A 23,135-nucleotide genomic window follows, 5' to 3' on the forward strand; every position below is an offset into this window, starting at 1 on the left:
GGAGGAATGCAGCGGAGCCAGCGATTGAGTCAGATGTTGTTTGTAACCCTGCGGGAGGATCCTGCCGAAGCAGAGCTGGCCAGCCACAAGCTGCTGCTGCGAGGCGGCTTTATCCGGCGGCTCTCCTCCGGGATCTACACCTATCTGCCCCTGCTCTGGCGGGTGCTGCAGAAGATCTCGAACATCATTCGGGAAGAGATGAACGCCATTGGGGCCCAGGAGTGTCTCTTGCCCCAGTTGCAGCCAGCGGAGATCTGGCGGGAGTCGGGCCGCTGGGAGGTGTATACCCAGGCAGAAGGGATCATGTTTGCCCTCGAAGACCGCCAGGGGCGCGAGCTGGCCCTGGGCCCCACCCACGAAGAGGTGATTACCCTGCTGGCCCGGGATCTCATCCGCTCCTATCGCCAGTTGCCGCAAATCCTCTATCAAATCCAGACCAAGTTCCGCGACGAGATCCGACCTCGCTTTGGCTTGCTGCGGGGCCGGGAATTCCTCATGAAAGACGCCTACTCCTTCCACGCCACTGAAGAGAGCCTGCGCCAGACCTACCAGGATATGTACCGCGCCTACAGCCGCATCCTGCGTCGCTGCGGGCTACAGTTTCGCGTGGTGGAGGCCGATGCGGGCGCCATTGGCGGGCCCTCGGCAATGTCCCAGGAGTTCATGGTGCTGGCTTCTGCCGGGGAAGACGAGATCCTCTACACCCCCGATGGCTCCTATGCTGCCAATGTGGAGAAAGCCGTCTCCCTTCCGCCGCCGGCAGCCGAGTCTCCCTACACAGCCTTCCAGGTTCTGGATACGCCGGGAACGGAAACCATCGAGAAGCTGGCGGCTTTCTTGAAGATCTCCCCCACTTTGATCGTCAAGAATGTGCTCTACCAGGCCCTTTACGACAACGGCCTGCGGGTGGTGGTTTTACTAAGCATCCGCGGGGATCAAGAGGTCAATGAAGTGAAATTGGCCAACCACCTCAACCGTCTGGCGGAGCGCTACCAAGCCAAGAAGCTGCTCAAACTCACTTTGGCAGATGCTGAGATCCAAAAAAGCTGGCAAGGGGATCCGGTTCCCGTGGGCTACATTGCCCCTGACCTGCCCGATAGCTGCCTGGGCCCGCAGGAACACTTTGCCCCCAAGATTTTGCGCCTAGCTGACCAGACAGCAGCCTCGCTGAAGAACTTTGTAACCGGTAGCAACCAGGTGGGGCGACACGTGGTGGGAGCCAACTGGGGGGAGCAGTACCCCTTGCCGGAGGTGGTTGACGTGCGCAAAGCCCAACCAGGAGATCGCTGTCTATTCAACCCTGACCAGGTGCTCCAGGGGGCAAGGGGCATTGAGGTTGGCCATATCTTCCAGTTGGGCCTCAAGTTCTCGCTGCCGCTGCGGGCTACCTTTGCCGACGAGCACGGCGCCGAGCAGCCGCTGTGGATGGGCTGCTATGGCATTGGGGTATCGCGACTAGCCCAGGCGGCAGTGGAACAGTCCCACGACGCCAACGGCATCATCTGGCCGGTGGCCATTGCCCCCTACCACGTGGTGGTGGTAGTGCCCAACACTGCTGACCCGGAGCAGATGCAGGTGGCAGAAAAATTGGTGCAAGAGCTGGACGCTGCTGGCATCGAGACCCTCTGGGACGACCGAGATGAGCGAGCCGGCGTCAAGTTTAAAGATGCCGATCTCATCGGGATCCCCTATCGCCTAACTACGGGGCGCAGCCTCAAGCAGGGCAAGGTGGAATTGGCGGAACGGGCCACCGGTCAGGCCGTGGATCTTCCCATTGAAGCGGTGGTGGCTACCCTGAAAGAGCGCCTTGCTGCTGCTCTAGCGGTGCCCGACTGAGGAGTTGCCTTGCAGCGGTTTTTTCCCTATGATGGGATATGTCTCGATCCTCGGTAGCTCAGCGGTAGAGCGGTCGGCTGTTAACCGATTGGTCGCAAGTTCGAATCTTGCCCGAGGAGCTTGCTAGCTGAAATCTCAAGCCAGGGGGTATAATGCCCTCTGGCTGTTTCTTCGTCACGTCTTCCGAGGGTATTGGCTGTGATCGACCTGTCGCGGATCCCTGCCCAACCAGAGCCAGGCTTGCTCAACCTTTTGATCGAGATCCCTGGCGGCAGTAAGAACAAGTACGAGTTTGACAAAGAGATGGGCGTGATGATCCTAGACCGGGTGCTCTACTCCTCGGTGCAGTACCCCTACGACTACGGCTTTGTGCCCAACACGCGGGCAGGGGACGGGGATCCCTTGGATGGCCTGGTGATCATGGATCAGCCGACCTTTCCGGGGTGTGTGATTGCGGTGCGCCCGCTGGGCATGCTGCAGATGATCGACGCGGGGGAGCCGGATGAGAAGTTGCTGTGTGTGCCGGCTAAGGATCCTCGCTACGCTTCCGTAACCAAGTTGGAAGATATTGCCCAGCACCGCCTGGACGAGATTGCTGAGTTTTTTGCCACCTACAAGCGCTTGGAGAAGAAAGAAACCCAGATTCTGGGCTGGAAAGGCCTGGCCGAAACCGAGGCCGTTATCGCCAGCAGCATTGCCGCCTGCCAACAGCCCAAGTAGCTCCCCAGGCTTTCCAAGCTGGAGCTGCCGTCGAGGGCGCTGGCCAGTCAGCGCCAAGTTCTCCAGGTTCTTTGAGCTAGCCTAGGTTTAGACGCGACGGCTTCTTCTATGGCGGATATCCTTTACCACCTGGAGCAGTGGGCAGCGGAGCTGGTTCAAGGTCAATTGCAGCACCTCTCTCCCCTGAGCCTGCTGGCAGTGGGTCTAGCAGGTCTGGTTACCAGCCTTTCCCCCTGTATGCTCTCCATGGTGCCGGTAATCATTGGCTACATCGGCGGCTACACTCCCAGCGCCCCCGCAGCGGCCGGAGAGGTGCGCCGGCAGGTTTGGGTGCAATCCCTGGGCTTTGCCGTTGGTGTGGCTTTGGCCCTCAGCCTGCTGGGCTTGGGAGCCGCCTTGCTAGGCCGGGTTTACGGACAAACCACCCCCTTTAGATCTCTAGTAGCGGGCGGGATCGCCATCCTCATGGGCTTGAACCTGCTGGAGGTCGTCCCCTTGCGCTTTCCCAGTTGGTTTAACGGGTTGGAGATCCCTGGCGAGTGGCCCAGACTAGGCCGGTCGGTGTTGCTGGGATCCACCTTTGGTCTAGCAGCCTCTCCCTGCAGTACGCCAGTTTTGGTGGCCTTGCTAGGCTGGGTCTCCACCACAGGGCAGCCCTGGGTGGGGGGTGGGCTACTGCTGACCTACGCCCTAGGGCTGGTCTTGCCGCTGCTGTTGGCGGGGGTGTTTACCGGCGCGATTAAGCAACTGCTGGCCCTGCGGCGCTGGTCGGGCTGGCTTACCTATGCCAGTGGCCTGGTGCTGGTGGGGTTCGGCACCGTCACCATCCTCTCGGCTTGGACCTAGGGGAGCTTGTATGTCCAAGGATTCTGCCCCGCTGGCGCGGTGGCTTTCCCCCCTGCGGCGCTATCTGCGCCATGAACTGCTGCCGCTGCTGGCGGATTTGCGGCTAGCCATTGGCCTTCTCTTGGCAATTGCTGTTTTCAGTGCCATCGGCACGGTAATCGAGCAAGAGGAAACGGTGGCCTTCTATCGGGCCCACTACCCTGAGCAGCCGGCCCTGTTTGGCTTTCTCACCTGGCGGCTGATCCTCAAGCTGGGGCTGGATCACGTCTATCGCACCCCTTGGTTTCTGGCTCTTTTGATCCTACTTGGCAGCAGCCTGGCTGCCTGTTCTCTCACGCGCCAATGGCCGATGCTCAAGGTGGCCCGTCGCTGGAGCTACCTCACCCGCCCCCCTTCCTTCCAGCGGCTGCCCTTTTGGACCTATCTGCCCAAGCAATCCCTGCAAGGATTGCCGCAGCGGCTGCGCCAAGGGGGCTACGCTGTGTTTCAGGAGGGATCCTGCCTCTACGCCCGCAAGGGGTTGATTGGGCGGTTTGGCCCCATCTTGGTGCATGCTAGCCTGCTGCTCATCCTGTTGGGGGCCATCTGGGGCAGCCTTGCTGGCTTCAAGGCCCAGGAGCTGATTCCCAGCGGCGGGGTTGCCGCCATCGAACACATCACCGGCGCAGGGGATCTGGCTCGTCTGCCCATCTGGCAGATTCGGGTCAACCGCTTCTGGATTGACTATGCTCCCGACGGGCGGGTGAAGCAGTTTTATTCTGACCTCTCCATTCTGGCTGGGGGCCAGGAGGTCAAACGCCAGACCATCTCTGTCAACCATCCCCTCTCCTACCAGGGTGTGACCCTCTACCAGGCCGACTGGAGCATCGATAGCATCCGCATCCGCCTCAACAACAGCCCCCCCTTCCAGATCCCAGTGGTGCGGGTGCCCAACCAGGCGGGCAACAAGCTCTGGGGCGCTTTTATCCCCACTCGGCCAGATCTTAGCGAGGGCCTGACGCTGTTACTGCCGGATCTGCAGGGGACAGCTCTCCTCTACGACACCGAGGGCCAGTGGATAGGATCCCTGCGCCAGGGCATGAGTCTAGCTCTCGACGAAGTTGCCCCGCAGCGCTTCCCCAACCGCCTCACCCTGCACCTGGATGAGGTTATCGGTGCAACCGGCCTGCAGATTAAATCGGATCCAGGGATCCCCCTTGTCTACCTTGGGTTTGGGCTGCTGATGCTGGGAGTGGTGATGAGCTATTTCAGCTACAGCCAGGTTTGGGCCCTGGAGACGGAGGCAGGACTCTACCTAGGGGGCAAAACCAACCGCGCCCTAGTGACCTTCGAGCAGGAGTTTGCCCGCCTGGTGGAGCAGCAAAGGCTTGCCTCCTCCCCTTCTGGGGAGAAAGAATCTCGCCCTGCCGAGGCCAGCCTCTAGGCTCTCTGCCTACGAAAAAAATCTTGGGGCAACTATGGCTTTTTCTCCTGCGCTGGCGGCTTTTCTTTCCAGCCAAGCCACTGCTATCCCCATCCAAACTCCCTCGACCGTTGCGGAACTGGCTCAAATCCTCAGGGAGTGCCAGGGGCGGAAGGTGCTGCCGCTGGGGCAGGGGAGCAAGTGGGGATGGGCCCCTTGCCTGGAAACAGTGGATCTCATCCTCTCCACCCGGGGGCTGCGCCGCCTCATTGACCATGCGGCTGCCGACCTGACCGTAACAGTAGAGGCCGGCATGACCTTGGCGGAGCTGCAGCAGATCCTGGCCGAGCAAGGGCAATGGTGGCCGGTGGATCCCCTTTACCCTGACTGGGCCACAGTGGGCGGCATTATCGCCACCGCCGATACGGGCTCGCTGCGCTGGCGCTACGGCAGCATTGGCGACCTCGTGCTGGGCATCACCTGGGTGCGGGCCGACGGGGAGGTGGCTAAAGCAGGGGGACGGGTGGTTAAGAACGTAGCCGGTTACAACCTGACGAGGTTGTTTACTGGATCCCTGGGCAGTTTGGGGATCCTGACGCAGGTAACCCTGCGGCTCTATCCTTTGCCGGCGGCCCAAGCAACCTTGCTGGCCACAGGAGCCCTGGCCGACTTGGAGGTCCTGGCTCGGCAGGTGCTGAATGCGCCGGTCAGCCCAGCGGGGGTGGATCTCTGGCTAAGGGGGGAGGGATCCCAGCTCTGGATCCACTTCCACGGCTCGGAGCGGGTAGTTGCCCAACAGACGGCTCTGGTGCAGCGGCTAGCTCCTGCGGGATTGAGCTGGCAAGAGGTAAGGCCTGGGGCTCCGCCTCTGCCCTTGCCCCGTTCGGGGATGGTGTTGGCCAAGTTTGGCTGCTTGCCCAGCCAAAGCCTGGCAACTCTGGAGCAGTTCCAATCCCTTTTCCCTAGCGCCCAGGTGCAACTGCACCGCGGCTGCGGATTGGGGCGAGCCTGGATCCCTCAGCCTGAGGAGGGATCTCTGCTGCAACTGCAGCGCCATCTCCAGGCTGCGGGGGGGTTTCTTGTGCTCTTGGAGGCGCCGCCGGCTCTAAAAACCGCCCTAGCCCCCAACTTTGGCCCGACAGCAACCTTGATGCAGAGGCTGAAGCAGCAGTTTGACCCGGCTGGAATTTTCGGCCCCCGTTTAGTCTAACTGCTTAGGAGCGCCCCTCCCATTCCCAACATCTCCAGCAAGGTTCTAGCAGCATCTTGGCCAGAGAGCCAGGCCCCTTCTACGCGACCTCCAGCGCACCAATCGCCAGCGCACACCAGGGGGAGTCTCTTGCCGGAACCCGTAGGAACGTAGGTGCCAAGGCTGGCTAGACCTATCGCCTCCCCAGGAAGAGCGTAGCGCCAGCGGTGAACCTGGATCCACTGCGGCGAGGCCAGCCAGGATCCCAAGCGCTGGGCGGCATGGGCCAGCAGCTCTCGACCGGCCTTTTCCAGCTCCTCAGGCGCGGCCTCGAGATACAGCGACGACCACTCCGCTCCCCCGTGCAAAACCACCAGCGGCGGCAGGGGCTGGGGCCGCTTGCTGCTGTCTAGGGCCACCCAAGCCAATAGGGGATCGTCCAAACCCTTGATCCCTTTCCAGGGGGGCAGCGGCGTGTCTTCGGCGTAGCTAGCCAACACGGCAACGCAAGGCTGGTAGGCAGCGGATTCCAGAAGGGATAACAGGTTGTCCCCAGGAGCAATCTTTCCTCGCAGCAAAGGCAGCAACTGGGGAGCGGGGATGGCCATCACCAGGGCCGCAGCCTCGTAGCACTGGCCATCTTCGGCTTGCACTTGCCAACTGGTTGGCTGGGGCTCGAGGCCCACTACCCGAGTTTGGGTGTAAACCGCTAGGGGAGCAGCTAGCTGCTTAGCCAGCGCCGTCATGCCCTGGGGAGAGACATAGCGCGGCTTCTGGTCGTTGGCATTTTCTAGGTGCAGCCCTTCCTGATCCAGCAGATGCAAGGAACGAGTCCACTCCCTCAGCAGTCCTAGGCCCAGGAGCTCCCTGACCCAGCGATAGAAGCCATCGGAATCGGCAGTCAGGTACTGCGCTCCGTGATCTACGGGCACTGTCTGTCCAGCGTGCTGAACCCGTCGAGTGGCCATGCGCCCGCCAAGGCCTGCCGATTTCTCCAGTACCAGAACCTGCAGCCCTGCCCGCAACAGTTGCCGTGCGCAGGTTAAGCCGGCCACCCCTGCTCCGACAACAATGACATCCGCTGACTTCCGGTCAGCCAGCGCAGGCGACGGCCCTGCCTCTGGGGGATTTGCGTCCGACATACAGGGAGTCTAGGAGCTGCCAACGGATCCTAGCTGTTGCTCTTGCCAAAGGGGTTGTTACCCCTCTCGCCAAAGAGCTTGGCTTCCCCCTTGATGGCAGCCTTGATGATGTTGTAAGCGGCCCAGCTTACAGCTAAAACAACAGGAGCCAGAATGAGCAGGGGACGGAGATCCATCTCCATAAGCCTTATCCTCTCCAAGGGCAACACAACCTACGTCCAGGATAAACCCAATTGACGTTCCCCCCAGCCCCCAAGGGCGGGGATGCTTTCAAGGGTGCGCTGGGCAACACCTCCTCTATGGCGCTGAAGCCTGCTTGCGCTCCTTGGGCCCTGGGCCTTAGCTGGCGGCAGCCTTGGTTAAGCCGGCTCCGCTTTTGACGCTAGGGATCCCTGCAGACGGATAAGCTCGATCGGCAGGCCATCGGGATCGGCAATGAAAGCCACCTCGTAGGTTTGAGACCCAATTTTCTGGCATTGAGGCGGCAACACCACGGTTAGGGGCCCTTGCGCTTGTAAATGCTCTAGGTAGGTGGCCAGGGATCCCCATTCGGGGCCCACCTCAAAAGAGGGGTGGTAGTAGCCCACATAGTGGGGATCCCCAAAGGGATCGGGGGCAGGGTGAGGCTGGGGTACCTGAATCAGCTCCAGGCGGCCCCAGGGACCGCGCATCCAGCAGGCCAAAGTGATCCCGGCAGTGAACCGTTCTTCCACCTTAAAGCCCAGCCTCTCGTAGAAGGCCATGGAGCGGAAGATATCGGCAGTGCGAATCGAAAAGTGGTGCATGGTCAGGAGTGTCCCCAGATCTGGAAACTGGAGTCTTAGGAGGAGGCCTAGCGAAAGCTGCCTAGTCAAGCGCAGGCAGACTTGCTACGCTCCAGAGAAGAGTCCCTGATTCTTGAGCAACTCTTACAGCACGCCCTAGCCCGCCAAAAGTGGGGGGCGCGATAGCTGCAGTCAGTCTTTTTAGACCTCATCATGCCCAAGCTGGTCATTGTTGAATCTCCTACCAAAGCTCGTACCATCCGCAGCTTCTTGCCCGCCGACTATGAGGTGCAGGCCTCAATGGGGCATGTGCGCGATCTGCCCGAGTCGGCTGCCGACATTCCCGAGGAGGTGAAAGACCAAGAGTGGAGCCGCCTAGGGGTCAATGTCCACGCTAACTTCGAGCCTCTCTACGTGATCCCCAAAGACAAAAGAAAGGTGGTCAAGGAGCTGAAGGAGGCGCTCAAGAAAGCAGATGAGCTGATCCTGGCCACCGACGAAGACCGGGAGGGAGAAAGCATCAGTTGGCACCTGCAACAGGTGTTGCAGCCCAAGGTGCCTACCCGCCGCATGGTGTTCCACGAAATCACCCGCGAGGCCATTCAGGAGGCCCTGCAAAATTGTCGCGAGGTGAACGAGCAGCTGGTGCGGGCCCAAGAGACCCGCCGCATCCTGGATCGCCTGGTGGGCTACACTCTGTCGCCGCTGCTGTGGAAAAAGATTGGCCCCAAACTCTCAGCCGGGCGGGTGCAGTCGGTGGCGGTTAAGCTCTTGGTGGATCGGGAGCGGGAGCGGCGGGCCTTCAAGAAAGCCTTCTACTGGGATCTCCGAGCAGAGCTGCAGTCAAAGGGCGCTGGCTCGGCGACGGTTTTCCCGGCAGAGCTGGTGAGCCTGGGTGGCAAGCGGCTAGCCAGTGGACAAGACTTCGATCCCAGCACGGGGCAGCTGATAGCCGGGCGAGAGGTAGTGCTCTTGGATCAGGCCCAGGCGGAGTCCCTGCGAGAGCACTTAGTAGGGAAAGTCTGGGTGGTCAGCTCTGTAGAAGAGCGCCCCTCCATCCGCAAGCCCGCCCCTCCCTTCACCACCTCCACGCTGCAACAAGAGGCCAACCGCAAGCTGCGCCTGTCAGCCCAGCAGACGATGCGCATTGCCCAAAAGCTCTACGAGGAGGGCTACATCACCTACATGCGCACCGACTCGGTGCATTTGTCAGAGCAGGCCATCCGTGCTGCCCGCGCCTGCGTGGAGGCGATGTACGGCAGGGAGTACCTCAGCCCTGAGCCGCGGCAGTACACCACTACAACCAAAGGGGCCCAAGAAGCCCACGAGGCCATTCGCCCTGCTGGCTCGGAGTTTCGCCTGCCCAGCCAAACCCCGCTCACGGGGCAGGAGCTGGCCCTCTACGACCTCATCTGGAAGCGTACCGTCGCTAGTCAAATGGCTGAGGCGCGGCAAACCCACACGGTTGTGCTCATTACGGTCGACGAGGCGGTTTTCCGGGCCAGCGGCAAGCGCATTGACTTCCCCGGCTTCTTCCGCGCCTACGTAGAGGGATCCGACGACCCAGAGGCGGCTTTGGAAGATCAAGAGGTGCACCTGCCCCTGCTGCAGGTAGGGGAGCAAGTGGACTGCCTGCGGCTGGAGCCGGTGGTTCATGAAACCCAACCTCCGCCCCGCTACACCGAAGCCTCCCTGGTGAAGGTGTTGGAAAAGGAGGGGATTGGCCGGCCCAGCACCTATGCCACCATCCTGAGTACCATCCAGAGTCGGGGCTACGTGAGGTTGATGGGAAGCGCCCTTGTGCCCACCTACACGGCCTTTGCCGTTACCGAGCTGCTGGAAAAATACTTCCCCAACCTCGTCAACGTCCACTTCACTGCCGAGATGGAGCAAACCCTGGACGACATCGCCTCTGGCCAGGCAGAGTGGCTGCCCTATTTGCGCCACTTCTTCCTGGGTGAGCAGGGCCTTGAGGGGCAAGTGAAGGCACGGGAGCTAGAAATTGACCCCAACCTGGCTCGCTCCATTCACCTAGAAAACCTGCCCGCCAAGATTGGTATTGGCCCCTACGGACCCTATGTGGTGGTCGAAACCGAAGCAGGAGAGGTACGTGCCAACCTACCTGAGGATATTCCCCCTGCCGACTTGACCCTTGAACACATCGAGGAGCTTATCCGGCGCAAGCAGGAAGGCCCCAAGCCCATCGCCTTCCACCCAGAGACCCAAGAGCCAATCTACGTGATCCCGCAGGGCCCCTACGGACCCTATGTCCAGTTGGGGGAAATTTCTGAGGAAAACCAAAAGCCTAAGCGCGTCTCCCTGCCCAAAGGGCTAAAGCCGGAGGACGTCACTCCAGAGATTGCCCTGGGGTTGCTCAGCCTACCCCGTACGTTGGGCGAACACCCCAAATCGGGGAAAAAGGTGCAGGCCGGTATTGGCCGCTTCGGCCCCTACGTGGCTTGCGACGGGGAGTTTCGCTCGCTGCCCCCCGATGAGAATGTCCTGACCATTAGCTTGGAGCGGGCCCTGGAGCTGTTGGCCCAGCCCAAAAAGAGCCGCAGTCGCGCCTCGGCCAAACCCCTAGGCGAGCTGGGATCCCACCCCGAGGATGGCAAGCCCGTAACTCTCCACGACGGCCCCTATGGGCTCTACGTCAAGCACGGCAAAGTCAACGCCTCGCTGCCCAAAGATCTCTCCCCTGCAGCCGTGACCCTGGAGATGGCTCTGGAACTGCTGGCGGAAAAAGAGGGCAAGGGCCAGGCAAAAGCCAGCCGACCAGCGGCGGCCAAGCGGGCCAAGAAGGCTGAAGCTGCTCCCCAGAAGCAACAATCCCATCCCACCCTGCTGGAGGCTGTCTCCAAAGCTCGGGCTTGAGCGGTGGGGGTAGGGGCAACTTGCTGGCTAACTCGGCTTGTTCTGCAAGGAAACTAAGCAGCTTGTTCAAAAATGCTCCGAACCAAGCTGCTAATGATGGAGAGGGCAATTGCCCCAACCAGTGCCCAGCCGAAGTTGTCAACCTTGAAGGCGTCACCGGCAAGCTTGTCGGCAATGAGCAAGCAAATGGCGTTCAAAATTAGGGAAAACAGACCAAAAGTGAAGATCGTAAGCGGTAGGGTAATCAACTGCAGGAGTGGCTTCACCAAGCTATTCACCAAACCAATGGCTAGCGCCGCTACCAAGGCGCCTCCAAACCCGGAGACGTGGATCCCAGGCAAAAGCCAAGCCAAGATCATCACGCTCAAGGCCGACATCAGCCAGGTGGCTAAAAGAGCTGCCATACCTTCTCCCTTCCCTCGCTGGGGTAGCCGTTTCGCCCTCTATGCTATTTCAATGTGAGACATCTCGGAGGCCGGCAGCTCCTCGGGACTGTACGTTTGCAGGGCCAAGGCATGGATGCTCTGCCCCATCTGCTCGGCTAGGGCGGCGTACACTAGGCGATGGCGCTGCAAAAGCGTTTTGCCAGTAAAAAGAGGCGACACCACCTGTACGCGGTAGTGTCCTCCCGCTCCCTGGTGCCGTCCCCTATGGCCAGCATGGCGGTGCGACTCGTCCTCCACGTGGACGTAGAGAGCTTGCAGCTTTTCAGCCAGGAGCTGCCGCAGGCCATCCAAGGTGAGCATGGGATCCCTCAAGGTTAAGGATCAGCCTTGGCAAAGGCGGCTTCCACCAGGGGGCGCAGCTCGTTGCGGGCATGCATCTCCTGGAGAATGTCACAGCCGCCAATGAACTCCCCGTTGATATAGATTTGTGGGAAGGTTGGCCAGTTGGAAAACTCTTTGATCCCTTGCCGAATTTCCGGATCCTCGAGCACGTTAATAGCTGTGTAGGGGAAGCCCAAGCTGTCCAAAATGCGCACAGCTGTGTAGGAAAACCCACACATGGGCATTTCCGGGGTGCCCTTCATGTAAATCAGCACCTTGTGGGTGCGAATTTGCTCGCGGATTTTCTCTTCCAAAAGAGGGTCTAGCATAGCCGCCTGCAAGTTAAGCACTAGCCGTGATCTCATTTTCGTTCACTTCTAGGTGGCTTGACATTCTCCCTGCCCTAAAGGGCAGGGATTCTTTCTCAGACAGCAGGATGCCTCCTACTGGCTGAGCTACAAAGCGCTCCGCGCCGCCGTAGGCGAAAGAGCATGAGGCTTAAACCTCAACCCTATGGGGGATGCCATAGCCCCAACTACTGGGCCTAAGCCCAGATACGTTTAGCCGTGCGCTGCACCCTCCTATGAATGGGTGGAGCAGTTCTCGCATTCTAGCAAAAGCCGCCCTCTCGCGCTCTTCGGGCCGGAGGCCTTAAGGGCGGGGCTTGAACCCAGTTTTCTTGGTCAACAGGTGTAGGCTGCCAGGGATCCCTCCCACTGGCAACAAAAAGTGCTAGAAGGGGAGAAGTGGAGGTTCCCTATCGGAGACCGTTCATGCTGACTGAGGCCAAGCAGTCGGCGGCAGAAAGCTCCCAACTAGACAGAGGTGAGGCTCCCCCCTCCAGCCAGCCAAAGCCAAAGCTGGGGTTCTGGCAGCAATTTTGGGAAGATGTCGACTGTGTCTTTGAGCGGGATCCGGCAGCTCGCAACCGCTGGGAGGTCCTCCTCACCTACCCAGGCGTCCACGCTTTGTTTCTGCACCGCATCGCCCATTGGCTGTGGCAGCGGCGCTGCTTCTTGCTGGCCCGGTTGATTAGTTCTATTTCCCGCTCCCTCACCTTGATTGAAATTCACCCAGCAGCCCGGATTGGACGGCGCTTTTTCATCGACCATGGCTGCGGCGTGGTCATCGGCGAGACTGCGGAAATTGGCGACGATGTTACCATCTATCACGGCGTTACCTTGGGGGGCACCTCTTGGACAAAGGGCAAACGGCATCCTACCCTGGAAGACGGGGTAATCGTAGGCACAGGAGCGAAAATCCTTGGCCCAGTCCGCATTGGCGCTAGAGCCCGCATTGGAGCCAACGCCGTCGTGATTCACGATGTGCCCCCTGGGATGACGGTGGTTGGGATCCCAGGCCGGGCAGTCCTCCCACCCCATCAGCGCCGCATCCCCGCCCACGGCATTGACCTCGACCACCACCTCATGCCCGACCCGGTAGGACGGGCAATTGAGCAGTTGCTGCACCGCATTCAAGAGCTGGAAGCCGAGGTAGCCCACCTCAAGCAAGAGCGGGAGCAGGCCCGGCAAGAACAGGTTAGAGGCGAATAAGCAGCAGCCGTGCAAGAGGTTTCTTGGGGGGGATCCCCTGCCATTGTCCAAGGCAGATCTTGGGATCCCGGCTTTAGCCGGGGGAACTGTCAGCAAGTGCCTCCTGGCTGTCCACCACTCGTCGCAGCACGCCGTTGACGAAAGCGGCAGCCTCCGGATCCCCATACTTTTTGGCCAACTCTACAGCTTCGTTGATGGCGACCTTAACGGGGCTGCTGGCCAGTATTTCCATCTCCACCACCGCCAGGCGCAGGATATCGCGCTCGATCCGCCCCACCCGCTGCAGTTGCCAGCCCACCAAGACCCCCTGCAGGCGCGCATCGATAGCTTCCTTGTGGGTGTGCAGGGCAGTCAACAGTTGCAGGGCATAGGCGCGCACCTCCGGCGCTTGGACAATGTGCAACAGCTCCGGCATGGAGAGGGCAGCCCCCAGGCGGTTGACGGCCTTTTGGGACAACTGAACAACTTCCTCCAGAATGTGGCGGACGCTCTGCAGCCGCTGCTCCAGGTGCTCTAGGGCTTGACCCGCGTTGCCGAGGGCCACCTGGGCCTGGTAGACCAGCTCCGGCAACTCCTTTGGCACAGCGACCTCCTGCAAAGCCCTTTCCAGACGCTGCAGCTGCCGCTGGGCCTGCTGAAGACGGAGAGCCAGGGAACGGGATCCGCTCTCCTCCTTCGCCTCAGAAACGGCCAACAACAGGGGATCGCTCTCCTGCAACAGGCGGTCGCTGCGCTGGATCTCCGCTGCTGCGGTTGCAAGGGTTTCATGGGTTTCTTCCTGCAAGGTGCGGATAGCTGCCAACAGCAAATCTTCCAATTGTTTTTCGCTGAGTTTGGCCGCCGTGGTCGGCAGTTGGCTGACCCCCAGCAAGGCCAGTTCGCGGGCAACACGCCGAGGTTGCATGGCAAAACACCCATGGCCTGTAACGACTGCCCCCGTGGGCTTAGCTATGTTAGCAGGCCGTGGGAGGGCTGGACTGGGGCTAATTGAGCCCGAAACTGTGCCTGAGCACGCGAAAGGCCAAAGCTGGGCTCTGCTCTTTGCCATAGGAAGATTGGGTAGAGACCGAGAGGGTCAGCCGCCGTTTGCTGCGGGTGATGCCCACATACAGCAGCCGCAACCGCTCGGCAGCCAAGTCCAAAAAGGCCTGTTCGGTAGGAGAGTTGGCCTGCAGATCCCAGTAGCTTCTGGGGCTGAGCTGCCGCAACTGGGCTAGGGCTTCTGCCTTCATATCGACGTCTTCCAAAAACCTCAGCCCCACCGGTCGCTCCTCGTAGTGGGTAGGAAACTCGTAGGCCGACACCTGGGGGATGAAAACCTGATCCCACTCCAAACCCTTGGCCCGGTGCAGAGTGGCAACCGTGATCGTGCCCGGCTCGGGGTTGAAGGCCAAGATCTCCGAGGGCAGGTTGTGGAGGCGGCGATCCAGAATTACCTGAAACTCCTGGGCAACTTCTTGCCAATCGGTCTCGGGCAGGGATCCCAGCACCTGCTCCAGCTGGCTAAGGACATAGCAGCCCACAAACAGCTCTTCCGGCTTGCGGTAGAGGCTTTGGACAATGACATTCAGCACCTCCGGCCAGGGAGACCGCCCGGCCCGCAGCCAACTGGCCAGGGTGCGCAGCAAGCGGCCCAAGCTCTGCCAAGAGGGGCTCTCAGGCAGCACGGGGGCTGGATCAAACTGGGGAAAGAGCAGCCGCTCCGGCAGCGAGGCGCGGATCCAGCCCAGCATTGGCTCCAGCTCAGTTCGCGAGATCCCGGCCCAATCGGCCAGGCGATCCACTGCCGCAGCCAGCCGAGCAGAGGAAGTGGGCTCGGCCAACCAGTCAATTACCCCCTTGAGCTGCAGCAGCACCCGTCGCTGGCTGGGGCTGCCCCGCAACAGGTCGACAACCCGCTCCCCTCCCATTTCCCGCAGGTAGTCGAGGGCCTTGCCCCCCAGCTCGTTGGTGGTCACCAGAATAGCCACTGTCTGGTCGGGGAAGGTTTGGGCGGCTGCCAGAGCCCACTGGGCCACCTCCTGCAGCTCCCGCTCGGGGGTGCCGCTGACGCAGCGAAACTCCACCTGTCCTTCGCTGGCTGGGGGATTTGGGCTGCCGGCACTGGCTGGGCGAATGGGCTGGGGGGCCAGGGCAGTGCGCAGGGCTGGGATTGGGTGTTCCCGAGTAACCCAGTCCACCAGACGGTTGGCTAGCTCCAGGATCTGGGGAGCGCTGCGGCTGGACTCCTGCAGGGAGATGATCTGGGGGCTGGCCTGACAAAAGGCGCGAAACAGCCGTGGCTCAGCCGTGGTGAAGGTGCCCATGATGCTCTGGTTGGGATCCCCTACCCGCACCAGGTTGCCCGTGCGCTGGCTGAGCAGCCGCAGCAGCTCTTCCTGCAGGGGGGAGCTGTCCTGGGCCTCGTCCTCGAACAGGTAGTCGTACCAGCTTTGCACCTGCTGCCGCAGCTCCGCGTCGCGCTCCAGCAGATCCATGGCCTGCCAGCCCAGGTCGTCGTAGTCCAGCTGGCCGCGGCGGCGCAGCTCCGCTTGGTAGGCATCGTACACAGGAGCCGCCCAGCCTAGGTAGCCCTCGCGAGGGAGCGCCTCCGGCCCTAGGCGGAGATTCTTGGCCGTGCTAATTACCGCCTGCACCATCTCCTGGAAGCTGCGCCGGAACCGCCGCCGGTTTTGGGCTACCTTTTGGGGGAAATTCTCATCCGTAGGGATCAAGGGCTCCCAGAGGTGGGTGTGGGAGTTGAGCCAGGCGCGGCAAAGGCGGGTGAGGAGGCGCTCCTGCTCATACCCCTCCAAGATGGACAGCTCTTCCCAAGGGCCTGGGGCCTCCCGCAACACCCGCAGTGCCAGCGAATGCAAGGTAAAGGCTTGGGTAAAGCGATCTGGGTAGCCCGCCTCCTGTAGGCGTTGGTTGATACGGCGCAGCAAGTTAACCCGAGCCGAACGCATGTAGGTAAACACCCCGATGCGCTCCGGTGGGACGCCGCGCTTGAGGATGAGATCGACAATTAGCAGCTCCAGGATAAACGTCTTGCCGCTTCCCGGAACAGCAGCAATCCCCAGCTGCCCCGATTGATAGGCCAAGACCTGTTGCTGCTCCGGGCGCAGGATGAGCTGGGGGAAAGGAGAAGCTGCCACGCCCTGCCTCCCTGTCTAGTTGAGGATAAAGGTCTCGATGGCCACCGCCACCCCATCTTCAGTAACAGGAGGGGCAACCCAATCGGCATAGGGCAGCAAGGCCGGCGAGGCATTCCCCATGGCCACCCCGATCCCTGCATACCGCAGCATCTCGATGTCGTTGTCGCCATCGCCAATGGCCATGACCTGCTCTGCCGACACCCCCAACACCTCTTCTGCCAAAAAGCGCACTGCATTGCCCTTGTTGACTGCCGGGTGGGTGGCTTCCAAGAAAATGGGCTCTGACCGCGTGAGGTAGAGCTGCTCGGGAGAATACCGCTGCCGCAGGGATCTCTGGAGTTCCTGCAAAAACTCCGTATCTTCCGAAACCACCAGGATCTTGGTGGGTCTTTGCCCATGTTGGGCAGGAGAAAAGATCTGAAACGGCACCTGCGAGCGCTCGGCATAGGCGCGGCTCAAGGGGTTGAGCTCCCGCAAGTAGAGCTGGTCGTCGATGTAGAGGTGCACCCCCACCGGCAGATCCTGCAGCAGCTGCAACAACTCTTCAGTCAGCGACCAGTCCAAGCACCAGTGCTTTAACGTCTTTTGGCTATCGGGATCGCGAATGAGTGCCCCCTGGTAGCTGCAGAGCGGCATATCGGCTCCAATCTCATAGTGAAATCGCTCGGCAGAACAATGCATCCGACCGGTGGCAATGGCCACCCGCACGCCTGCGGCTTTGGCCCTTTGAATGGCTTGCCGCACTGGCTCCGAAACCTGGTTGGAAGGCCCCGCCAGCGTGCCATCGATGTCCAACACCAATAGCCGAATCTTCCTCTGGGCCAAGGGCTGAAGAGATCGCTCTTGAACTGGCACTTCCACTTGCATTGCTCCTCCTCTTGACCGCCTGCCGGCCCCTATTTGCCCATGGGTTAGGGGTCTAGTGCCCACCTCTAGGGGGCTCGCTACAGATTGTAATGGTCTGTAATGCTCCAAGCTGCTGGTTAAGCGGAGCGCGTCCTTGGCCTCTAGCGCCTGAGGAGAAAGCCTACAATTGAGTAAGGACTAGCCCTGTGATGGATAAACTGTGAACATGCTGAAACAAATTGGTCGCACCTGCCGCTCTCTGTTGGCTCTTGCCCTGGCTTTGATCCTGGCTTTGGCCCCTGTGAGCGCTGTCTGGGCGCGCAGCGGTGGCCGCATTGGCGGCGGCTCTTTCCGCTCCCCGACCTTCTCGGCTCCCCGCTCTGTCGGCCCTCGCTCGGCTCCCGTGTACCCCAGCTATGGCGGGGGGTTTGGCTTTCCGCTGGTGGTGCCCTTGTTTTGGGGAGGCGGTGGCAGCCTGCTGGCGTTGCTGCTCTTGATTGGGGCCGGTAGCTTTCTAGTGCGCAGCTTGCGCTCGGCTGTTGCCGAAGAAGAGGAAGTTGGCGACCCGCAGGTAACCGTTGCCCAAGTGAAGGTGGGCCTACTGGCCAGCGCCCGCCAACTGCAAAAGGAGATCAATGCGCTGGCTCTGGAAGCGGATACCCAGTCGCCAGAGGGGCTGAGCCAATTGTTGCAAGAGGTTAGCCTTGGCTTGATGCGCTACAGCGACTACTGGGCCTATGGCTATGCCGAGGCGGAGAAGCTGCCCCTCTCCCGCGCCGAATCCCTGTTCTATCAAGCCTCTTTGCAAGAGCGGAGCAAGTTTAGCGCCGAAACCCTCACCAACCGCAACAACCAGATCCAGCAGCTTCCTCAAGCAGCTCTGCGGCGGGCGGCTGCCGGGATCCCCGAGGTTGGCGAGTACCTGGTCGTCACTCTACTGGTTGCGTATCGCGGTAACTTAGGTACACTACCTGTAGTTAAGTCCGTGGCAGAGCTGCGGCAGTGGCTGATGCAGTTGGCCTCCATCCCTGCCGAGCGGATTGTGGCCATCGAGGTGCTGTGGACGCCGCAGCTAGAAGGAGACACCCTGTCGGCAGAGGCGCTGTTGACCGAGTACCCAGAAATGCGGCTCCTCTAAGGTCGCTGGGCTAGGGAGACGGCGGTCGGCGGCTGGGGTGTTTCAAGCCACGGGCTCCTTGACGTCCAAGGTAGGGAGGGCCTGTTTCCGTGTCTGGGTTTGATGCTTCAGCAGCCAGGAGCCGTTGTTCTCCGTGGGCCTTGTCCAGCTACACAACTCAAGCAGACTCTCTACTGGATGAGCTCTTGGAGGAGTTGGAGCAAAGCCTAGAGGAAGAGGGGGCGGAGGAGTATCCCTATTGGGGTACACGCCCCCCTTTGCTTCCCCGCCGTTCTTCAGCGAGAGGTGGACTGCTGCTGGGCTTGGCTTCGGCAGCCGCGCTGGTGGCAGGTCTGGCCTTTTGGATGACCCTGGACTCTCGGCCACGGGTTTTCTCCCCAGCTGCTTCTGTACCGACGAGGGATCCCGGCCACGAGAGGCCTGAGCCTGTCTACTCTGCTTCCCTACCAGCCCAAGAGCTCTCCTTGGCTTTGAAGGATGAAAACCCTCCTAAGTTGCCTGAAAAGGTTCCGTCTCAAGAGCCAAGAGGGAAGAAGCCAGAGGCGCCCTCGGCAAGGTTGACAGCGGCCACCAGTCCCCCGGTTGCCCTGGCAGCCGGCCCTCCCCCTTCCGCTCGCGTGTCTAATCCGCCCGCACGGATTCCGCCTCCAGCACCGCCGCAGATGAAATTGGTGGGGTTGATCCACGATCCAGGCGCTCCCAAGGCCTTGATCTTGGTGGACAAAGTGATGCGGCAGGTGCCGGTTGGCCAGAGGGTGAAAGGCGAGTGGCGGGTCACCTCCATCAGCGCCCACGGGGTGGCCGTGAGCAATGGTGTCCGCAGCGTTACCCTGCAGTTGGGGTTACCTCAGTCAATTTAGGAGGGAAGCGCACAGATGGCAGTGGGCAGGCTGGGGAAAGGAAGCCGTCGCAGGGCGGGGATTGCCTGCGTGTTGGGATATGTTTGTCTCAGTCTGCTGGCCTGCCGCAGCATGCCTCCTGCACCGGAAGCCTCAAAGGGGATCCCGGCAGCCTATGCCGATCGCCCGCAGCTGCAGGGCAAGGCAGTGGTGGAACTGGAAATCGAGACCGCTGAAGGCCTAGGGCGGGTGCTTCTGGAGATCCGCGGCGATGCGGCGCCTCTTACGGCTGGCCAGTTTGTCGACTTAGTGCAGCGGGGCTTCTACAACGGCTTGACTTTCCATCGGGTGGAGAAAGATCCCCAACCGTTTGTGGTGCAGGGAGGAGATCCCCGAGGGGATGGCACCGGTGGCGCCACCGAGCCAGGCAGCAACCGCCTGCGCACTATCCCTTTGGAAATCCAGGTGCGCGGAGAACCCTACCCCCGCTACAACACCCTGATCGAGGATCCCGTAACCCTGAGCAAGCTGGTTCTGCCCCATCGCTTAGGGGCGGTGGGCATGGCCCGCTCCAGCCCTCTGGATTCGGCCTCTTCCCAGTTCTATATCGCCCTCTCTGCTCTGCCAATTTTGGATGGGCGCTATGCCGTGTTTGGCTATGTCACCAGTGGCATGGAGTGGGTGGAGCGCATCCAGGTGGGAGATGTCATCCGCTCGGCGCGGGTACTCGAAGGGGCGGAGCTGCTGCGGGTGCCGGGAAGTCCAAAGCCAGCTGCAAACTAGGGATCCCGACCGTTCCCTGGCCAAGAGGCCGCCGTTTCCAGTTGCCAACACCCGATTGGGAAGTGTAGGACAAGGCGCGGCTTGTCCTGCAAAAGTTATCGGCTCCCCTCCGCCGGATTTAGCGCACCAGATCGAGCAGACGGGCGAAGTAGAAGCGGGTTTGAATGGCTTGTCGTTGCTGGACTTTCCAGCCCCACCCGACAAGGTGGCTGACCAAGGTGGCCTCGCGGTGGAGGTAGGCACGGGTGGTTTTGGTGGATCCAGGGAAGAACTCCCCTACTTTCTTGAGCAGCGTCAGCCAGGGGCTTTTGGGAGCAAAGCTGAAGATCAGGCGGGACTTGGCCAGGCTGGTCAAGTGCTTAAGCATGCGCAGGGCGTCGGCTTCGGGGTAGTGGATCATCACGTCCAGGCAGATGACAACATCGTACTGCCCCGTTAGCTCCTCCAGATCCAAGACCTGAAACTGGGGGTTGTCCAGGGATCCCAGCTCGATCTGCTGCCGGCGACGTGCTTCGTTGACCATTTGTTCGGAAATGTCGCTGGCAAACACCTGCGCCCCACGAGCAGCCAGAGGCAGGCTAAGGCTGCCCACCCCACACCCGGCATCGCAAATGCGCAAACCGGAGGGATCCCCCAGCCACTGCAACACCGTTTCAATCGTGCGGGCATGGCCCAGTCGGATGTCCTTTTGGACGAAGTTGACTTCCTCTTCGCCGTAGATGCGGCGCCAGCGCTCGAAGCCAACGGTGTTGAAATAATTGCGGACAATGGTTTTTTCTTGCATAGAACCCACCGCTGCCCTGCCTTTGCAGGGAAACCCCCTCTGCCGGGGGCCTTTCTGCCCAATTTTACCCCGAAGCCGCTGCCGCCACTTTTGGAGGCGCTGCTACCAGAAAGCCAGCGTTCCTATCAGGCTGGCGAACCCAGCGGAGAAGACCGAGATGCAGGCAAGGCTGAGCGAGTTGCAGCCGCTCTCTGCAGGGCATCTTGCAAGATCCGGTCTACCAGCTCTGTAAACGTCCAGCCCAGAGCCGCCGCTGCCTCAGGACAGAGGGAGGTAGGAGTCATGCCAGGCAAGGTATTCACCTCCAGCACCCAGGGGTTCTCGTCGGCGTCCACCCGCAGATCCACCCGCGCCAAACCCTCGCACCCCAGCACCCGATAGGCCTCGAGGCCCACGGCCTCACAGCGGGCTAATCCTGACGAGCTGAGGGAACAGGGGATCAAGTGCCGCGAGCCGCCGGGGGCGTACTTGGCTTCGTAGTCGTAGAAATCCCCCCGCGCCGGGATGATCTCAATGGCCGGCAGAACTTGGCCGGAGAGAATAGCAAGGGTAATCTCCTTGCCAGGAATGTAGCGCTCCAGGAAAACCCGCGCTGAGATCGAGCGGGCCAACTCCAGCCCCTGGGCAAACGACTCCTCATCCTGCACAATGCTGATCCCCAGCGTCGAGCCACTGTTGCTGGGCTTTACCACCAGCGGCGATCCCAAGCGCGCCGCACACTCAGCCCAGGAGAGCGGCTGTGCCTCATCCCAGACCAACCAGTCAGGGGTAGGGACCCCTTCGGCACGAAAGATCTGCTTGGAGACCAGCTTGTCCATAGCTAGGGCGCTGGCCAGCGGCCCGGATCCCTGGTAGGGCAGGCCCAGCCAGTCCAGCATCCCCTGCACCACACCATCCTCGCCACCCGGACCATGCAGGGCAATCCAGACGAAGTCGCAGCCAGATTGCCGTTCCTGCCAGAGACGCAGGGGCAAATCTTCCTCCGGGTCGATGAGCTTGACCCGATGACCCAAGTCCTCCAGAGCCCGCTTACAGGCTCTCCCTGTTACCCAGGAGATCTGCCGTTCTGCCGAACGGCCTCCCGCTAGTACAACAATGTTCATGACTCCTCCCCACCTCCAAAGCTTTCCGCAGCATTGTCCCCTCCCCTGGCTAGAGGGTGGGACGGCGGCGGCGTAAAAACTCGGGGATGTCCAACCCCCCAGAAGTCGGGGGCTCAGGCTCAGGGGGCTGCCGAGGGGTTGGCTCTGAGGAGGGCTTGCGCGTTCCCCCTAAGTTAGCGGTGGAGGTCTTCGCCGCGGGAGGGCTAGCAGCCGATCGCGAGCGGTCAAAACCTGTGGCGATAACGGTGATGCGCACCTCGCCTTGCATGCGCTCGTCTTGCACCGTGCCAAAGATAATGTTGGCCTCTGGATCTACAGCCTCGGCGATGATCTCCGCTGCTACCGTTACCTCGTGCAACGACAGATCCAGTCCGCCCGTGATGTTGAAGAGTACGCCCTTGGCCCCCTCGATGGAGGTTTCCAAAAGGGGAGAGGACACAGCAGTAATGGCGGCTTCGCGGGCACGGGACTTACCGGATCCCATCCCAATGCCCATCAGGGCAGTCCCGGCGTCGGCCATGACGCTGCGCACATCGGCAAAATCCACGTTGATCATGCCGGGGATGAGAATGATGTCCGAGATACCTTGCACTCCCTGGCGGAGGACATCATCGGCGACGCGAAAGGCTTCGTGCACGGGGGTTTGCTCAGAGATTACCGAGAGCAACTTGTCGTTGGGGATTACAATCAAGGTATCCACTGCCTCCTGCAGGGCTTGGATCCCTTCTTCAGCTTGCTTGGCGCGCCGCTTGCCCTCAAAAGAAAAAGGCCGCGTCACCACTCCCACGGTCAGGGCGCCGCTAGCCTTGGCAATCTGGGCCACCACCGGCGCTCCCCCTGTTCCTGTGCCCCCTCCCATGCCAGCAGCAATGAAGACCAGATCTGCCCCTTTGAGAATGGCGGCAATTTCCTCGCTGGACTCCTCGGCCGCTTTTTGACCAATGGCCGGATTGCCGCCTGCCCCTAGTCCACGAGTTAGCTTTTGCCCGATTTGCAGACGGTTTACTGTTGGCGCTGAGGATTGGGCAAGCGCCTGGGCATCGGTGTTGATGCTCCAAAACTCGACGCCCTTGAGATTACTAGCTGCCATCCGGTTGACTGCGTTGCCACCTCCTCCCCCCACCCCCACGACCTTGATTTTTGCGGCATTGCTCAGCATGCTTTCCTCTGGATAACCTGCCGCCTTAGTCTGAGCCCCGTTCCCTTCAAAGTTGGCTGCCAGCCCTTCGCCCGTGGAGGGCTTGCTGGAGTAGGAGGAAGCTGAGTGGGCCTGCTCCAGACCCTGATCAGGACGAGGGGAGGAGGTATAAGACCAACTGGATGGCATATCAGCCCTCAGGATATCTTTATTATCCTAGCCAATGCTAAACATCCTAGCCGATCCTAAGGCAACTCCCCTTCTTTGCCAATGT

At 61.0% G+C, this 23,135-nt stretch carries 22 protein-coding genes and 1 tRNA gene; 11 read left to right on the forward strand and 12 right to left on the reverse strand.

Annotated features, from left to right (window positions below; genetic code table 11):
• Window positions 1-6 precede the first annotated feature (6 nt).
• The 6 genes from NW804_RS05875 to NW804_RS05900 all read left to right on the forward strand — a co-directional run bounded on the left by NW804_RS05875 (window position 7) and on the right by NW804_RS05900 (window position 6,014).
• A complete protein-coding gene (locus NW804_RS05875; protein ID WP_414423094.1) occupies window positions 7-1,836 on the forward strand; it encodes a proline--tRNA ligase in 1,830 nt (609 codons plus the stop codon).
• Window positions 1,837-1,883: 47 nt separating this feature from the next.
• Window positions 1,884-1,955: transfer RNA gene (locus NW804_RS05880), tRNA-Asn, on the forward strand.
• 82 nt (window positions 1,956-2,037) lie between these two features.
• Complete coding sequence (locus NW804_RS05885; protein ID WP_414393789.1) at window positions 2,038-2,556, forward strand: inorganic diphosphatase; 519 nt, start codon at window positions 2,038-2,040, stop codon at window positions 2,554-2,556.
• Window positions 2,557-2,664: 108 nt separating this feature from the next.
• Entirely contained in the window at window positions 2,665-3,402 is a 738-nt protein-coding gene (locus NW804_RS05890; protein ID WP_414423095.1) for a cytochrome c biogenesis protein CcdA, read from the forward strand.
• A gap of 10 nt (window positions 3,403-3,412) precedes the next feature.
• Complete coding sequence (locus NW804_RS05895) at window positions 3,413-4,825, forward strand: cytochrome c biogenesis protein (protein ID WP_414423096.1); 1,413 nt, start codon at window positions 3,413-3,415, stop codon at window positions 4,823-4,825.
• A 34-nt stretch (window positions 4,826-4,859) separates the two neighbouring features.
• Complete coding sequence (locus NW804_RS05900) at window positions 4,860-6,014, forward strand: FAD-binding oxidoreductase (protein WP_414423097.1); 1,155 nt, start codon at window positions 4,860-4,862, stop codon at window positions 6,012-6,014.
• Here the strand turns inward: NW804_RS05900 and NW804_RS05905 are convergent.
• The 3 genes from NW804_RS05905 to NW804_RS05915 all read right to left on the reverse strand — a co-directional run bounded on the left by NW804_RS05905 (window position 6,011) and on the right by NW804_RS05915 (window position 7,920).
• A complete protein-coding gene (locus tag NW804_RS05905) occupies window positions 6,011-7,135 on the reverse strand; it encodes an NAD(P)/FAD-dependent oxidoreductase (RefSeq protein WP_414423098.1) in 1,125 nt (374 codons plus the stop codon). The two genes, NW804_RS05900 and NW804_RS05905, sit on opposite strands and share 4 nt — an antisense overlap.
• 29 nt (window positions 7,136-7,164) lie before the next feature.
• Entirely contained in the window at window positions 7,165-7,317 is a 153-nt protein-coding gene (locus tag NW804_RS05910; protein ID WP_414393370.1) for a photosystem II protein Y, read from the reverse strand.
• A 177-nt stretch (window positions 7,318-7,494) separates the two neighbouring features.
• Window positions 7,495-7,920 carry a VOC family protein gene (locus NW804_RS05915; protein WP_414409634.1) on the reverse strand — a complete coding sequence of 142 codons (426 nt, stop codon included), beginning with the start codon at window positions 7,918-7,920 and terminating at the stop codon, window positions 7,495-7,497.
• 192 nt (window positions 7,921-8,112) lie between these two features.
• On the opposite strand from NW804_RS05915, the gene topA reads away from it, so the two are divergent.
• Window positions 8,113-10,773 (forward strand): type I DNA topoisomerase, encoded by a 2,661-nt coding sequence (gene topA, locus NW804_RS05920; RefSeq protein ID WP_414423099.1) that lies wholly within the window; start codon window positions 8,113-8,115, stop codon window positions 10,771-10,773.
• Window positions 10,774-10,826: 53 nt separating this feature from the next.
• Here topA and NW804_RS05925 read toward each other — a convergent pair whose 3' ends face one another.
• The 3 genes from NW804_RS05925 to grxD are packed head-to-tail and all read right to left on the reverse strand — an operon-like array spanning window position 10,827 to window position 11,869.
• Window positions 10,827-11,177: a phage holin family protein gene (locus tag NW804_RS05925; RefSeq protein WP_011429463.1), complete on the reverse strand. Its 351-nt coding sequence runs from the start codon at window positions 11,175-11,177 to the stop codon at window positions 10,827-10,829.
• Window positions 11,178-11,216: 39 nt separating this feature from the next.
• The gene (locus tag NW804_RS05930; RefSeq protein WP_414409637.1) at window positions 11,217-11,519 is read right to left on the reverse strand and encodes a BolA family protein; all 303 of its coding nucleotides are present in this window, start codon (window positions 11,517-11,519) and stop codon (window positions 11,217-11,219) included.
• Between the two features lie 14 nt (window positions 11,520-11,533).
• The gene (grxD, locus tag NW804_RS05935) at window positions 11,534-11,869 is read right to left on the reverse strand and encodes a Grx4 family monothiol glutaredoxin (protein ID WP_414409719.1); all 336 of its coding nucleotides are present in this window, start codon (window positions 11,867-11,869) and stop codon (window positions 11,534-11,536) included.
• Window positions 11,870-12,313: 444 nt separating this feature from the next.
• Here grxD and cysE point away from each other — a divergent pair, with 444 nt between their 5' ends.
• Window positions 12,314-13,093 (forward strand): serine O-acetyltransferase, encoded by a 780-nt coding sequence (gene cysE / locus NW804_RS05940; protein WP_414405409.1) that lies wholly within the window; start codon window positions 12,314-12,316, stop codon window positions 13,091-13,093.
• A gap of 73 nt (window positions 13,094-13,166) precedes the next feature.
• Here cysE and nusB read toward each other — a convergent pair whose 3' ends face one another.
• The 3 genes from nusB to NW804_RS05955 form a co-directional block, all read right to left on the reverse strand.
• Window positions 13,167-13,997 (reverse strand): transcription antitermination factor NusB, encoded by an 831-nt coding sequence (nusB, locus tag NW804_RS05945; protein WP_414420327.1) that lies wholly within the window; start codon window positions 13,995-13,997, stop codon window positions 13,167-13,169.
• Between the two features lie 79 nt (window positions 13,998-14,076).
• The gene (locus NW804_RS05950) at window positions 14,077-16,230 is read right to left on the reverse strand and encodes an ATP-dependent helicase (protein ID WP_414423100.1); all 2,154 of its coding nucleotides are present in this window, start codon (window positions 16,228-16,230) and stop codon (window positions 14,077-14,079) included.
• Window positions 16,231-16,245: 15 nt separating this feature from the next.
• The gene (locus tag NW804_RS05955) at window positions 16,246-17,097 is read right to left on the reverse strand and encodes a Cof-type HAD-IIB family hydrolase (protein ID WP_414420325.1); all 852 of its coding nucleotides are present in this window, start codon (window positions 17,095-17,097) and stop codon (window positions 16,246-16,248) included.
• A gap of 205 nt (window positions 17,098-17,302) precedes the next feature.
• On the opposite strand from NW804_RS05955, the gene NW804_RS05960 reads away from it, so the two are divergent.
• The 3 genes from NW804_RS05960 (at window position 17,303) to NW804_RS05970 (ending at window position 19,836) form a co-directional block, all read left to right on the forward strand.
• Window positions 17,303-18,214, forward strand: coding sequence for a DUF1517 domain-containing protein (locus NW804_RS05960; protein WP_414393354.1), 912 nt, complete (start codon window positions 17,303-17,305; stop codon window positions 18,212-18,214).
• Window positions 18,215-18,876: 662 nt separating this feature from the next.
• Window positions 18,877-19,074 (forward strand): hypothetical protein, encoded by a 198-nt coding sequence (locus tag NW804_RS05965; protein ID WP_414423101.1) that lies wholly within the window; start codon window positions 18,877-18,879, stop codon window positions 19,072-19,074.
• Window positions 19,075-19,089: 15 nt separating this feature from the next.
• Entirely contained in the window at window positions 19,090-19,836 is a 747-nt protein-coding gene (locus NW804_RS05970; protein WP_414409640.1) for a peptidylprolyl isomerase, read from the forward strand.
• A gap of 118 nt (window positions 19,837-19,954) precedes the next feature.
• Here the strand turns inward: NW804_RS05970 and bchM are convergent, their stop codons facing one another.
• The 3 genes from bchM to ftsZ form a co-directional block, all read right to left on the reverse strand.
• The gene (gene bchM, locus NW804_RS05975) at window positions 19,955-20,620 is read right to left on the reverse strand and encodes a magnesium protoporphyrin IX methyltransferase (protein WP_414393348.1); all 666 of its coding nucleotides are present in this window, start codon (window positions 20,618-20,620) and stop codon (window positions 19,955-19,957) included.
• A gap of 125 nt (window positions 20,621-20,745) precedes the next feature.
• Entirely contained in the window at window positions 20,746-21,723 is a 978-nt protein-coding gene (locus NW804_RS05980; protein ID WP_414423102.1) for a D-alanine--D-alanine ligase, read from the reverse strand.
• Between the two features lie 49 nt (window positions 21,724-21,772).
• On the reverse strand, window positions 21,773-22,882 hold the full coding sequence (gene ftsZ, locus NW804_RS05985; protein WP_414423103.1) for a cell division protein FtsZ: 1,110 nt from the start codon (window positions 22,880-22,882) through the stop codon (window positions 21,773-21,775).
• Window positions 22,883-23,135: the final 253 nt, after the last annotated feature.

This window comes from Synechococcus sp. WC10meta (genome assembly GCF_047461475.1).

What these genes read in the sequence shown, in the direction of transcription:
- NW804_RS05875 (WP_414423094.1), top strand. Translation starts at nt 7, where the DNA reads ATGCAGCGGAGCCAGCGATTGAGTCAGATGTTGTTTGTAACCCTGCGG.
- NW804_RS05890 (WP_414423095.1), top strand. Translation starts at nt 2,665, where the DNA reads ATGGCGGATATCCTTTACCACCTGGAGCAGTGGGCAGCGGAGCTGGTT.
- NW804_RS05895 (WP_414423096.1), top strand. Translation starts at nt 3,413, where the DNA reads ATGTCCAAGGATTCTGCCCCGCTGGCGCGGTGGCTTTCCCCCCTGCGG.
- NW804_RS05900 (WP_414423097.1), top strand. Translation starts at nt 4,860, where the DNA reads ATGGCTTTTTCTCCTGCGCTGGCGGCTTTTCTTTCCAGCCAAGCCACT.
- NW804_RS05905 (WP_414423098.1), bottom strand. Translation starts at nt 7,135, where the DNA reads ATGTCGGACGCAAATCCCCCAGAGGCAGGGCCGTCGCCTGCGCTGGCT.
- NW804_RS05910 (WP_414393370.1), bottom strand. Translation starts at nt 7,317, where the DNA reads ATGGAGATGGATCTCCGTCCCCTGCTCATTCTGGCTCCTGTTGTTTTA.
- NW804_RS05915 (WP_414409634.1), bottom strand. Translation starts at nt 7,920, where the DNA reads ATGCACCACTTTTCGATTCGCACTGCCGATATCTTCCGCTCCATGGCC.
- topA (WP_414423099.1), top strand. Translation starts at nt 8,113, where the DNA reads ATGCCCAAGCTGGTCATTGTTGAATCTCCTACCAAAGCTCGTACCATC.
- NW804_RS05925 (WP_011429463.1), bottom strand. Translation starts at nt 11,177, where the DNA reads ATGGCAGCTCTTTTAGCCACCTGGCTGATGTCGGCCTTGAGCGTGATG.
- NW804_RS05930 (WP_414409637.1), bottom strand. Translation starts at nt 11,519, where the DNA reads ATGCTCACCTTGGATGGCCTGCGGCAGCTCCTGGCTGAAAAGCTGCAA.
- grxD (WP_414409719.1), bottom strand. Translation starts at nt 11,869, where the DNA reads ATGCTAGACCCTCTTTTGGAAGAGAAAATCCGCGAGCAAATTCGCACC.
- cysE (WP_414405409.1), top strand. Translation starts at nt 12,314, where the DNA reads ATGCTGACTGAGGCCAAGCAGTCGGCGGCAGAAAGCTCCCAACTAGAC.
- nusB (WP_414420327.1), bottom strand. Translation starts at nt 13,997, where the DNA reads ATGCAACCTCGGCGTGTTGCCCGCGAACTGGCCTTGCTGGGGGTCAGC.
- NW804_RS05955 (WP_414420325.1), bottom strand. Translation starts at nt 17,097, where the DNA reads ATGCAAGTGGAAGTGCCAGTTCAAGAGCGATCTCTTCAGCCCTTGGCC.
- NW804_RS05960 (WP_414393354.1), top strand. Translation starts at nt 17,303, where the DNA reads ATGCTGAAACAAATTGGTCGCACCTGCCGCTCTCTGTTGGCTCTTGCC.
- NW804_RS05965 (WP_414423101.1), top strand. Translation starts at nt 18,877, where the DNA reads ATGAAATTGGTGGGGTTGATCCACGATCCAGGCGCTCCCAAGGCCTTG.
- NW804_RS05970 (WP_414409640.1), top strand. Translation starts at nt 19,090, where the DNA reads ATGGCAGTGGGCAGGCTGGGGAAAGGAAGCCGTCGCAGGGCGGGGATT.
- bchM (WP_414393348.1), bottom strand. Translation starts at nt 20,620, where the DNA reads ATGCAAGAAAAAACCATTGTCCGCAATTATTTCAACACCGTTGGCTTC.
- NW804_RS05980 (WP_414423102.1), bottom strand. Translation starts at nt 21,723, where the DNA reads ATGAACATTGTTGTACTAGCGGGAGGCCGTTCGGCAGAACGGCAGATC.
- ftsZ (WP_414423103.1), bottom strand. Translation starts at nt 22,882, where the DNA reads ATGCTGAGCAATGCCGCAAAAATCAAGGTCGTGGGGGTGGGGGGAGGA.